14 protein-coding genes are annotated in these 12,514 nt (G+C 45.9%); all 14 read right to left on the bottom strand.

Features of this window, described 5'->3' with window-relative positions:
- Positions 1-32 precede the first annotated feature (32 nt).
- A complete protein-coding gene (gene nifH / locus RT269_RS08275) occupies positions 33-872 on the bottom strand; it encodes a nitrogenase iron protein (RefSeq protein ID WP_334291474.1) in 840 nt (279 codons plus the stop codon).
- Positions 873-909: 37 nt separating this feature from the next.
- A complete protein-coding gene (locus RT269_RS08270) occupies positions 910-2,196 on the bottom strand; it encodes a nitrogenase component 1 (protein ID WP_313181808.1) in 1,287 nt (428 codons plus the stop codon).
- A gap of 1 nt (position 2,197) precedes the next feature.
- On the bottom strand, positions 2,198-3,643 hold the full coding sequence (locus tag RT269_RS08265; RefSeq protein WP_313181806.1) for a nitrogenase component 1: 1,446 nt from the start codon (positions 3,641-3,643) through the stop codon (positions 2,198-2,200).
- Between the two features lie 15 nt (positions 3,644-3,658).
- Entirely contained in the window at positions 3,659-4,018 is a 360-nt protein-coding gene (locus RT269_RS08260; RefSeq protein WP_313181805.1) for a NifB/NifX family molybdenum-iron cluster-binding protein, read from the bottom strand.
- A 22-nt stretch (positions 4,019-4,040) separates the two neighbouring features.
- Positions 4,041-4,337, bottom strand: a complete 297-nt coding sequence (locus RT269_RS30130; protein ID WP_331664110.1) for a hypothetical protein — start codon at positions 4,335-4,337, stop codon at positions 4,041-4,043.
- A gap of 96 nt (positions 4,338-4,433) precedes the next feature.
- Positions 4,434-4,913, bottom strand: a complete 480-nt coding sequence (locus RT269_RS30125) for a radical SAM protein (protein WP_331664109.1) — start codon at positions 4,911-4,913, stop codon at positions 4,434-4,436.
- A 98-nt stretch (positions 4,914-5,011) separates the two neighbouring features.
- The gene (locus tag RT269_RS30365; protein ID WP_313181856.1) at positions 5,012-5,095 is read right to left on the bottom strand and encodes a DUF2292 domain-containing protein; all 84 of its coding nucleotides are present in this window, start codon (positions 5,093-5,095) and stop codon (positions 5,012-5,014) included.
- A 370-nt stretch (positions 5,096-5,465) separates the two neighbouring features.
- Positions 5,466-6,440 carry an ABC transporter ATP-binding protein gene (locus RT269_RS08245; protein ID WP_313181803.1) on the bottom strand — a complete coding sequence of 325 codons (975 nt, stop codon included), beginning with the start codon at positions 6,438-6,440 and terminating at the stop codon, positions 5,466-5,468.
- 15 nt (positions 6,441-6,455) lie between these two features.
- Positions 6,456-7,322, bottom strand: coding sequence for an ABC transporter permease (locus RT269_RS08240; RefSeq protein ID WP_313181802.1), 867 nt, complete (start codon positions 7,320-7,322; stop codon positions 6,456-6,458).
- A gap of 19 nt (positions 7,323-7,341) precedes the next feature.
- Positions 7,342-8,295 (bottom strand): ABC transporter permease, encoded by a 954-nt coding sequence (locus RT269_RS08235; protein ID WP_313181801.1) that lies wholly within the window; start codon positions 8,293-8,295, stop codon positions 7,342-7,344.
- Positions 8,296-8,308: 13 nt separating this feature from the next.
- Complete coding sequence (locus RT269_RS08230) at positions 8,309-9,967, bottom strand: ABC transporter substrate-binding protein (protein ID WP_313181800.1); 1,659 nt, start codon at positions 9,965-9,967, stop codon at positions 8,309-8,311.
- Between the two features lie 45 nt (positions 9,968-10,012).
- Positions 10,013-10,990 (bottom strand): ABC transporter ATP-binding protein, encoded by a 978-nt coding sequence (locus tag RT269_RS08225; RefSeq protein WP_313181799.1) that lies wholly within the window; start codon positions 10,988-10,990, stop codon positions 10,013-10,015.
- Entirely contained in the window at positions 10,983-11,717 is a 735-nt protein-coding gene (locus RT269_RS08220; RefSeq protein WP_313181797.1) for a gamma-glutamyl-gamma-aminobutyrate hydrolase family protein, read from the bottom strand. Before RT269_RS08220 ends, RT269_RS08225 begins: the two co-directional genes overlap by 8 nt.
- A gap of 2 nt (positions 11,718-11,719) precedes the next feature.
- A partial coding sequence (locus RT269_RS08215) for a gamma-glutamyl-gamma-aminobutyrate hydrolase family protein (protein ID WP_313181795.1) occupies positions 11,720-12,514 on the bottom strand: 795 nt, incomplete at its 5' end.

The following is a 12,514-nucleotide window of genomic DNA, read 5'->3' as shown; positions in this document are numbered from 1 at the left end:
TGATACCCTCCTAGATCCAGCACCCTTTGCGCTTAGATCTTATAATCGTCATTGATGTTCATGAGTCCGAATTCAAAAAGAATCTCTTCCAGCCGTTCCTGGTCCATGGGCGTGGGGATGGTGAAATCCTGATTGTCGATGATTGCCTGAGCAAGATTCCGGTATTCATTTGCCTGGCTGGAATCGGGTTTGTATTGAATGACTGTTTTGCGGTTGATCTCCGCATGCTGCACAATGTTATCCCTTGGAACGAAGTAGAGAAGCTTGGTCCCAAGCTCTTTTGAAAAGGCGCGGAGCAGATCCAGTTCCCGGTCTACGTTCCGGCTGTTGCAGATGATTCCCCCAAGCCTCACCCCTCCGGACTTTGCATACCGTTTAACGCCTTTTGCAATGTTATTTGCCGCATACAGGGCCATCATCTCCCCGCTTGCCACAATGTAGATTTCTTTGGCCTTTCCTTCCCGGATTGGCATGGCAAATCCTCCGCAGACCACATCGCCCAATACGTCATAAAACACATAATCAAGATCATCGGTATAAGCACCCAGGTTTTCAAGAAGTCCTATGGAAGTGATAATGCCTCTTCCCGCACAGCCTACCCCCGGCTCCGGGCCTCCTGATTCCACACACCTGGTCCCTTTATAACCTTCCTTCAGGATGCGTTCCAGTTTTACGCCGTCCCCCTCTTCCCGTAACGTATCAAGAACCGTTTTCTGTGCCAGGCCGCCCAGGAGCAGCCTGGTGGAATCCGCCTTTGGATCACACCCCACTACCATGACCTTTTTCCCCAGCTCCACCAGCCCCGCCGTAAGGTTTTGGGTTGTAGTGGATTTTCCGATTCCTCCCTTCCCATAAATGGCTATCTGTCTGATTTGTCCCATTGATAAAATCCTCTCTTTCTGATTCGCATTATAAATTGTCGTATAAGTCTTCAATCAAAGTCAGGCTTCCTCTATAGCCCGCATATGCCCTGTTGAAAATCAGCCGGTCCTTTATGGGAAATGCCGCTGCGATGCACTGCACCTCTTTAAGGGAACTGATTTCCTCCTCATTGCTGCTTCCTATGATAAGGGTAATATCCTCCTCATCCAAAAGAGCTTTATTTATTTCATGCTGGTCCGGACTGAAAACCACCTTAGGCGGCCTTGCATATTCCAGATCAGTAAGCTCGCTTAAGATCCTGTCTTTGTCTTCCTGCCGGAATACCGGTTCTGATATGACCACAAGCACAGGAGTAAAACTGTAATCGTTAGCAAGATACCGGGTGATTCCCACGGCAATTGACGCATCCCCGACCACGGCGAATTTTTTCCAGCTCAGGGCGCCGATGGCCTGTGCCAGATAGTGGTACACATAATCCTCCTCTTCCTCTATCACCCTGTTAACCAACCTGTCATCCAGCTTTAAGGCATGAGCCACTTCAAGGATAAACCGTCTGGTATCACTGGCGCCGATGGGCAGGCCGGGATAACGGAGAAAGGGAACTCCGAATTTTTCTTCAAACCTTCCGGCCGGCCCTTTCAATATCCAGGGGTGAATGATAAGGTTTAAAACCGCTCCGGAGGATTTCCTGATGGTTTCAATTCCCTGGTGTTCCGTAAAAAAGGTATTAACCTTTAATCCAAGCTTTCTTAACAGCCTTGCGATCTCCTCTAAGTTCCCGCTCCAAAAGGGATCGTGGTAGGGAATGATCCCAAATACGTTTATAAGACCTTCTTCCTTTGGGACTCCTTCTTCTATTACCTGGTCGATCATGGCGTTCCAGACCACCTCATACCCTAAGTTGCTGTCTCCGGCAAATCCAGGAGTATCTATGGGGTAGACCGGGTATCCTTTTTCCTTAAACCCTTCCCCAATGCTTTTAATGTCATCCCCGATGATTCCTGCCGTACAGCCAGTAAGGACGAAATATGCATCCGCATCAATGATGTCCAAGGCTCCCTGAATGGTTGACTGCAGCTTTTTTGTCCCTCCGAATACCACTTCCCGCTCCAGCATGTTGGTGGAGGGGATGGAAACGCTGCTTACAAAGCTGGAATTCTTATTGCCTGACTGCCCCTGGTCGGAAGCAGTTGACTGCATACAGCATCCAGGCCCTGCATGATAAATAGGGCATACCCGGTCTATGGCCCCAAGTACGGAATTTATTCCGGCCAGAACACAGCCTCCTCTGGGGTTTTCAATTATTTCCGACATTTCAATCACCTCCGATTATGTATTTAAATGCATCCTCTTCGTACCAGCTGTCCCTGTAAGGAAGCTTGATATGCTTTGACAGCTTCACATTAAAACCGGGATTTTCCAGCTGGTCGGCAATTTTATTTCCCAAAAATAAAAGTCCGTCATATCCCATGGTAGGCCGTTTCATATCCAGAACATGAGTGGTTGGGATCCCAAGCTTTGCCGCCCACTCGGGAACTCCGATGAACACATCCGGTTTCAGCCTTTTCACCAGATTCACCTGTTCAAAGGGCTGCATGTTGGCAATGTCAAGGACATAGTTGGGGTGAATGGCGTTAAGATATTCAATATCCGCCTGGGCATCTGCGTCATAGGTCGGCGTTTCAAGCCCCACAAGCTCCATACCGAAATCATCAATCAGCGCTGCGGCAGCAAAGGAACGGCCGGTCCCGCCGCAGATAAATACCCGTTTCCCCTTTAGCCGGTCCTTAATGGATTCCACCAGAGGAAGGATCCGTTCATGCTCACTTTTTATGATCTCTTCTCCTTCCTTTTCCTTCCCCACAATCCCTGCGATCCCACGGAACCAGATATCCGTATTACGGACCCCGATGGGCATAACTGTATGGGAATAAGGGATGTCATAATCCTCTTTCAGGGTTTTCATGAATTCATCTGCAAATACTTTACAGATGGAAGTGGAAGCCTGGGCCGCGGGGATCTGCTTAATCTTATCTAAGGAGCTGTAAAAAGGAATATAGTTTACAGAAAGCCCAAGCAATGACAGCATCCGCTCCATTTCCTTCTGATCTGCGTAGCTTATGGAAACAGGAGCAAATAAGTTTATCAGGCCTTTTATCTTTTCTAGTTTCTGCTTTTTTAGTATGTATTTGTTTATGGAAATAAAGGCCGCATCAAAGCCGGAAGCACAGATTTTCGATTGAAAGCCCTCGCAGTGAATCGGAATGATGAGTTCCTGCCTATCCTTCTGCAGTTCTTTTACTATGGCATCAATATCGTCCCCAATGATGCCGGAGGCGCAGGAGGCAAATACAAAGATAAGTTTCGGTTGATACCTTGATACTGCATCTTCAATGGCTTTTCTAAGCTTGCTTTCCCCTCCGAAGATCACATTATTCTGATCTAAGTTGGTCACGATAATCCTTGGATTCTTAATATGCTTCACTCCACGGTGGGCCTGCCCCACCCGGTACTGATCCACTGCCATGGAAGTACAGCCCACACAGCCCTGCGGGGAATGGGCAATAAAGACGGAATCTTCCAGAGACATTAAAGCCGCCATGCTGTTGATTTGCTGGCACTGCAAGCCCTGGGCAAAGCTCCGGTCCGCTTTCTTTAAACAGCCGTTCTTAAAATCCTTCTCCGCCCGGCTGCCGGTAGAACCCAGATCATTGTACCTGTTTGGATGGCTTTCTCTGATTCCTGAATATATTTCACTCATGGTCATGCCTCCTTTCTAAATTTCAATTAATAATTTCTGTACCTCAATGAAAGCAAGAAGCTTCCGGATGGAATCCTCAATATATCCCGGCAGTTCATAGGCCTCTATGTTGTTTTGCTCCAGTGCAGCCCTTGCACCGTCTCCGATCCGGCTGACCAGAATATAATCACAATCCTCCAGCATGGCTGCCACAGCATTTAACTGTGATTCATCATGCTCCTGTCCCCTGCATACGGGAACTGTTTTACGGCTTTCCTCATATGTGAATGTCATATCCCCGCTGTGAGCCTCCACGATGTAGAAGACCTCGGCTCTTCCAAAATGCTGGTTGACCACCTTTCCATCTGTTGATGCCACTGCAATCTTATATTTCACGGTGTTTCACCTCCCCCTTTCTTCATCCGTGGGAAAAAGTATCGCTTCCTGCGATCCTTCTCTGGTATAACATATCTCCGAAATCCTTTCCCCCAAGCATGCCCACTGCATCGGCGCGGCAGTGCTGGCAATGGCGGAAAACGTCAATATGCTTTCCTGCCAAAGTTCTGGCCTCGTCGATCTCCTGGCATACGGGAGCCGTTTCATGGGAAAGTTCTGATTGAGGGATCAGAGGGATAATGTTGTAGATGCATGCTCCTGCCTCTTTTACCGCCTTTGCGATGTCCTCTATGTGCTCTCCGTTTATGTTTGGCACCAATACGGTGTTCACCTTAACCGTGATCCCTGCATCCGCGATCTTTCTGATGCCCTTTAACTGGTTTTCTATCAGGATCTCAGCCGCCTGGACTCCCTCTTAAATACGCCCATGGTACAGGATCCAACGGTTCAGCTTTGCTTCGATTTCAGGATCCACTGCATTTACCGTAACGGTCACGGATTCCACTCCGATTTCAATGATCTCATCCGCCCGTTCATAGAGAAGAAGGCCGTTGGTGCTCATACATTTGATCAGCTCCGGATGGTGTTCCTTTACCAGACGGAAGGTTTCCAGTGCATAATCCGTAGCCAGGGTATCGCCCGGCCCTGCTATGCCTGCCACCGTAATTTCCGGGCAAAGGGTAAGAGCCTTATCAAGGACCTCCAATGCCTGTGAAGGAGTGAGCACCTTAGAGGTCACTCCCGGCCTTTCTTCCTCGTCATTGATTCTTCTGTCGCAGAACTTACAGGAAATATTGCAGCCGGGGCTCACCGGAAGATGGATCCGGCCCACGTTGTTTTTATTTCCTCCAAAGCATGGGTGTGACTTTTGCAGGTTTTGATATGTATTTGCCATTTTAATCTCTCTTTCTCAGCTTTCTTAAATTCGGGTACAAAAAAGGACAACCTTCCTCTGATTTGCATTCCTGCTTATCAGAACCTCCGGTTGTCCAGTCAGTCCTTTAATCTTATTTTTTCTATTTTTTCAATCTGTACTATTTTTCCATCCTGAATCGTGATGGTAATGGAACTATACACATCTTTCTGTTCCTATGAATTTGGCCAATAAGACTTGTTGATGAATTTTATCATCTGTTTCCGCTTATAAAAAAGCAGGTACTATTATAGTACCTGTCATACTCCTGCTGCTGCGGATCCAGGTATTCTAATACATATAAAAGTAAGCTGTATTCATATGAATGCGCACAGTTTTACAACAACAGCAATCCATCTTTTCAAGATTTGAGAAATGATTAGCCTTGGTATAAACCATTGTCTTTTTCATATTAAAACATCCTCTCTTATTATATCCTATTACACTCATAGGTTTTATATGCATTGATTATAATATCATCTTTTTTAGATGTCAACATTTTTTTCACATTTTTATCAGCCATATGTTCAAAGTTCATGCATTTGCATACTTCCAGCATGATATTTCATGATCCCCCTCTTTGACCGGCGGAGGATCCTGACTTTTGCACCGTTCCATACAATCGGGACACCTGCCGGAAAACCTGCATCCCTTTGGCATTTCACCGAGAGGCGGAACCGTTCCTTCAATGGAATAAAGGTCCTTTATTTCTCTGTCCAGCCTTGGTATGGATCTTAACAGTCCTCTCGTATAAGGATGCAGAGGATTGGTAAACAGCACCTTTACCGGAGCATATTCAATGATTCTTCCAGCATACATGACAGCTACATGATCGGCGATCTCCGATATGACCCCCATATCATGGGTGATCAGTAGAATGGACGTTTTCAAATTCTGATTTAATTCCTTCATCAATTCCAGTATTTGTGCTTGTATGGTCACATCAAGAGCAGTCGTCGGCTCATCGGCGATTAAAATCCTGGGGCCGGAAGAAACAGCCATAGCTATCATCACCCGCTGTCTCATCCCTCCGCTAAGCTGATGAGGAAAGGCCTTCATCCGCTCTGCTGCTGCCGGGATCCCTACCATGTCAAGGAGCTCCAGCCCTTTCTCATAAGCCTGTTTTCTTGTGATCCTGCTATGAGCCCTCAGCGTCTCCGTCAGTTGTTTTTCTATGGTATATACGGGATTCAAGGAGGTCATAGGTTCCTGAAAGATCATTGAAATGTGCTTTCTCCTGATTTCTCTCATCTGCTTGTTGCTAAACTCTGCCAGATTCACCCCGTCATATAAAATCTCTCCCCCGCTTATTCTTCCCGTTCCCTTGGGCAGAAGGCCGAGTATAGAAGAAACCGTCAAACTTTTTCCGCAGCCGGATTCTCCCACTATTCCAAGTGTCTGACCTGCGTTCAGGGTAAAACTCACCCGGTCCACAGCTTTCACCATTTCTTTGTTTGAAAGTTTAAGCTGGATCTCCAAATCTTTTACTTCCAGTAATGGCCTGCTCATAAAAGGACCTCCTTATCAGGACAATTTCATTTTAGGATCCAGGGCATCACGAACCCCTTCACCAATAAAATTAAAGCTTATTACAGTAAATATGATCAGGAAGCCCGGCGGTATCCACATCCACGGCCTGAGCATAAGATTGCTTAAATTCTGAGCAGCATTTATTAAGTTCCCCCAGGAGGCTTTGGGAGCCTGAACTCCTACCCCAAGGAAGCTGAGCCCTGATTCTGTTAAGATCGCACCTCCCACCCGAAAGGAAAGGATCACCCATACAGGTCCTGCAGCATTAGGGAGTATTTCAGTGAAAATAAGGGACCAATTATTCTTCCCGGCTGCCCTGCCTGCTTCTATGTACTCTTTTCTGCTGATGGATAACACATTACCGTAAATCAGCTTTGCAATAGCGGTCCAACCCATCACACCTATTATTAAAATCACGGTAAGCAGAGATGGCCCTGCTACGGAAACAAGGACGAGTATGAGAATCATACTGGGAAAAGACATAAATACATCCGCTGTCCGCATGACAACCGTTTCCCATATTCCCCTGTAATATCCGGCCAGAAGCCCCAGAGGCAGGCCAATGGACACACTGATGAGAGTGGATATGATGCCAACCAGCAGTGATACCCTGCCCCCATATATGGTGCGGGCAAACAAATCCCTGCCAGCAGCATCCGTGCCCATCCAATGCCTTAGAGTTGGGCCTGATAAGAAACCTGCATCGCCGTCGCTGATGTACGGATCCATACGGAAAACCAACGGAAACAGTATAACAACCGCAATCTCTGCCAGAACATAGCACAACCCGAGCATCGCCCTTTTATTTTTTTTAAAGCTTTGAAAAAGAGCTGTCTGCCTGACATTTTTTATAAATTTCATAACCAACACCCTTTCCTGTTTAACCATAAGTAATCCTTGGATCCAGTAAACCGTACAAAATGTCCAGAATTATGTTGGTTATTAAAACAGTCGTTGCAATCAAAACCGCGATCCCCATAACGACCGGATAATCTCTATTGTTGATGGATGCAATCATCAGACTTCCGATCCCCGGCCAGCCAAAGATCTGTTCTGTTATGGTAGAGCCTCCTATAATATGTGGAATTTCCAACAGCACGGCAGTCACCACAGGGATCAGTGCGTTGCGCAGCCCATGTCTTATAATTACATTCCATTCGCTGATACCTTTTGACCTGGCAGTTTTCATATATTCTTCATTGAATACTTCCAGGCAGGCTCCTCTCGTCTGCTTGATTAAGCCTCCTATGGAACCTAGACAGATAACGGAAGCAGGCATTATCAAATGGATTACATAATCAGGAATACTTTTATCGGAAACATGATACATGCCTTTTGAAGGAAGCACTCCAAGCTTCATGCTGAAAATATAAATTCCTAAAATACTGATAAAAAAACCAGGCAGCGTAGCTCCTGCCAGTGCCAGAAAAGAAGAAATGGAATCCCATTTGGTATAAGGTTTATATGCCGCCATGATACCAATGGGAATCCCCAGCAGGATCGCAATAAAAACTCCTGTACCTGTCAGCAGCAGGGAGGGAAGTATCCTTTGGGATATGATCAGTGATACTTCCTGATTGCTCCGGTAAGACACGCCCAGATCGCCTTTTAAAAAGTCTCCCAGCCAGATTAAGTATCGTACTGCCGCAGGTTTATCAAGTCCTAAAGATGCCTTTAAATCATTATACTGTTCTGCACTCAGCTTGGTATCACTGTCTGCCAGAATGTCCAGTGCACTTCCCGGAGCCAGACTCATCAGTATGTAAACCACTGCTGTAATTCCAATAAATATGGGAACCGCAGTCAATATCCTTTTGACAATGTATCTCCACATGGCCTGCTCCTTATTATTTTTTCACCCATTCCCATACATTGTCATTGCACATGCCGGCTGCCTCGTAATCCACATTTTGAATGGTCTGAGACTGAACAAAAAGGGTGCCGGAGTGCCAGAGAGGGATAAATGGTGCATTTTCAAATACAAAGGCCTGATAATCGTTTAACAATTGCTTTCTTTTTGCGTTGTCGGTCTCATTGTATATCTTCTGCCTCCACTCATCATAAGCAGGATCCGTAATGGAAAAATCGTTTTTTACGCTGCTGCTGAAATTATTGGCAAACCACAATGGAAAGGAAGTTCCCTGATGACCGGAAATGCCGATATCATATTTTCCTTCTTTTAAGCCGGTAAACATGGTGGCTACATCGACCGTAATAATTTCCACCTGTATCCCCGCTTCGGCCCACTGCTGCTGCATCAAGGCAGCAAGACTGGAACGGGATTCCCCAATTGCCATCTTATATACCTTCCCCGGATCATAACCTGCTTCCGCAAGCAGCCCCTTTGCCTTATCCAAATCTCTGCCTGTATCTAAGTTTTTATTATAATAATCGCTGCCGGGAAGGACATAAGCAGCAGAAGCAGATCCCAGCCCCTGAGTACTTGCTTTTGCCAGCACTTCCTTGTCAAGAGATTCATTCATGGCAAGCCTTATTCTGGAATCAGAGATACTGCTGTTGTTTAAGATCACTTCCACAAAATTAGATTTGGCCTTGGATTCTGTGATTTGAAAACCGGAGGTCTCTGCCACTGTTCTATCATCCTGGTTATTGATCCCGTTTCCAAAGGCAAAATAATCCAGTTCTCCGGATATCAGAGAAGACAAGGTGTTAGAAGAAGCTATGACATTAACGACAAGCCTTTCAAATCCGGGTGCGCCCAGATAATAATCCCCATTAGACAGGAACACAAGCTGACTCCCCACGATTTCCGACTCATAGATGCAGGGACCTGAGCCTACAGGAGCTTTCCAGTAATCGGCAGCCTTAATTTCGTCAATGCTATGATTTTCCAGAAGATGCTTCGGAAGGACATAGAAGTTCCGGTTATATAAGACCAGGAAGTCTTCCGGAGAAAGCGGATTCTTTAATGTCAGCTTCAGGGTATAATCATCAGGGGCCTCTGCTTTTACAGATCCTTCCCCGGTGGCTTTTCCCGAACTGTCCGTGCCTTCCAGAAAACTGAAATAGCCGCTGTTACTTAAAATCAGATCCGGATTGGTGATCAGATTTATGGTATATACCCAGTCAGAGGCGGTCAATTTTTCCCCATCCTGCCATTTTGCGTTCTGGTTCAAATGAAAAATAACGGTTTTTCCATCATCCCCGTTTTCCCATGAACTGGCATTCCTGGGTTTGATCACCTGACCTGCCTGGCTGACAAATGCCAGTCTGTCATATATCTTATCCCAGATCATCTGGGAATACATGGAACCTGATGCGGAGTCATAGGGATTTAACGTATCCCAGGCAGTAGACATGCCATAGTTGACCGTGGAGTTATAAGCGGCCTTCGGTTCTTCAGGCGTTGTCTGGGTGCCACTTTCCTTTGTCTGAGGCTCTGCCGTACTGGTGCTTTTAGAGGCCGGAGAGCTGCAGCCGGTCAGAAGAATGCCCACAACGGCAGTCCCCAGCAGGAACGATTTTAAATGTCTGTTATTTTTCATAATCTTCTCCATTCTGCCGTTCAAGCGGCATTTATAAACGTTTTTTTAATTGTGTGTTTTAAAACAAGCAGCTTTATGGTCTGTTCCTACCGGTAAAAGCACGGGTTCTGATTCCTGGCATCGGGAATCTGCATAAGGGCACCGGTTTCTGAAACGGCAGCCGGTTGGAAGCTCCAAGGGATTTGGAGCCTCTCCCGTTAAAATGATTCGGCTCATTTTTACATTCACATCCGGAACAGGTATGGCCGACATCAGCGCCATTGTATATGGGTGAGCCGGATGTTCAAAAACTTCCTTTTTGGATCCAATCTCCACAATTTTTCCAAGATACATAACTGCAACTGCATCACACAAATACCTTACCACACTTAAATCATGGGAAATAAAAAGATAGGACAGATCCAATTCTTCCTGCAGCTGTTTCATCAGCTTCATGACCTGGGCTCTTACAGAAACATCCAGGGCGGATACCGGTTCGTCACAAACTACAAACTCTGGTTTCATCACAATGGCTCTGGCAATCACAGCCCTTTGCCGCTGGCCTCCTGACATCTCGTGGGGATATTTATGAATCTGGTTTTCCTGCAATCCAACATGCATCAGGATTTCCCGTACCATATCCCTGCGTACGTTCTCCTGCTTTATTTTATAAACATCTAAAGGTGTGATCACGGATTCAAAAATCGTTTTTCGGGGATTTAAGGATGCATACGGGTCCTGGAAAATAATCTGCATATTTTTTCTCAAAGGCCGCATCTTCTTAAAATCATAGGCTTCGATTCGCTGTCCCCGAAACAAAAGCTTTCCGTTTGTTGGTTCCTGCAGCTTAATCATAGTCCTTCCAAGAGTCGATTTGCCGCAGCCGCTCTCACCTACCAATCCCAGGGTCTCTCCTTTATGGACCGTTAAATCGATTCCGTCTACAGCCTTTAATATCTTTTTCTTCTCTTTAGATAAGCCATTATTTACAATAAAATGCCTGGACAGCTCATCTGCTTCGATGATTATTTGACGTTTATCCATGCAGATCCCCGTTCTTCCCTGCCCATTCCTTATGAAGCTTCCTGCTGCTGCAGATCTTTACAAATGCTTCAAACAAAGGACTCATGTCAATTCCTTCCGGGGGATCTATGATATCTCCCCGCATTCTTTCCGGATGCCATTCCACACCGTAAACAGGCAGTGTATCATGTTCGATGGCTTCGATTACATGGTCATTGGAATAAGCGGTCACCTTTAAGGACTTGCCAAGGACTCCGATTTTATTATTATGGCGGCTATTTACATAAAATTCTTCTCCAAACAGTCCATGTAGGAGAGAGCCTTTTGCCGTTTTTACCGAATGCTGGATGAGCATGTGCTCAGTTCCTTCCGTATATTTAAAATTCCGTATGATGGTCCCCCCCTGCTGCTCATTGATCACCTGGTGACCCAGACAAATTCCCAAAACCGGTTTTCTTGCCCTTGCAAATGCCTGATAAATGGAAGCATCAAAGTTTTTCCTTCTCGGTTCCTCCTTCCGGACTGCCTCTGAAAGCTCCGGTTTTGGTGAAAAGGAAGCAGAACCCGTTAAGATCAGGCCGTCAGCTTTATTACAATAATCCTCTGTCAGATCAAGTTCTATGGGAAGCAGCGGGATTCCCCCGGCCGCCGCCACTGCCGTCGTATAGGTTTTATTAATCATTACGGCTGGTGCTGAAAACTGCCTGTCATAAGCAGGACCTCCGCAGATCAGAATGACTGGTTTCATGCTTACTCCGCTCCTTTACATATTTGAATAAAATAATGAAACAATGAGTGGTTTTGTTCCTCGGTATTCTCATTAAGAGGATTCCAGCCAATTCCCAGTATCGGGAGGTCATCGTGTTCCAGAGCTTCTATGCATTCCTTTTCCGAAAATGCTGTGGGCCGCATATTGATCCCCAATTTACTAATCCGGGGAATTTTAAGTAACTCCGCCGGAAAGCTGGTTTCTGACAAAGCAAAGAACCTGCTCTTTGACTCCGGATATACCGCTTTCAGTTCCCCTGACAGATCCTGGTCCGATTCTCTTTTCTCTAAATAAAAAGTACCTCCCAGTGCCGTATTGATGATCTGCATACCTCTCCCGATCCCTAAAACAGGCTTTCCTGCTTCCATAAACAGGGAAAAGAGAGTAAATTCGAAATCATCTCTGGTAGAACAAATATCCTGCATTTCTTTAAAATCCGTATAAAACTGGCCGTAACGGCCTCTATGTATGCCGGGGCCATGGGAAAGGATCAGCCCATCAGCCAATTCTACATATTCTTTCGCCACGCGCACATCTTCCGGCATGAGCGGCAGGCCGCCGTTTTTTGCAACATAGCCGGTATATTTTCTGTTTATGACAAAATTTGCCGTACCAAAGGAAGGATCAAATCCTTCTTCCCCGGTAATTAATATAATCGGTTTCCGGTCCTTATCTTCTTTTTTCAAAATAACACCTCTATCATGAATCATTGGTTTCAAGTGGGTACAAAAAAGGACAACCTTCCTCTGATTTGCATTCCTGCTTATCAGAACCTC

The organism is Lacrimispora sp. (assembly GCF_032078915.1).
Lineage (GTDB): Bacteria > Bacillota > Clostridia > Lachnospirales > Lachnospiraceae > Lacrimispora.
Note: the sequence above shows the minus strand (reverse complement) of the source record. Positions and strands in the feature narration are given on the sequence as shown.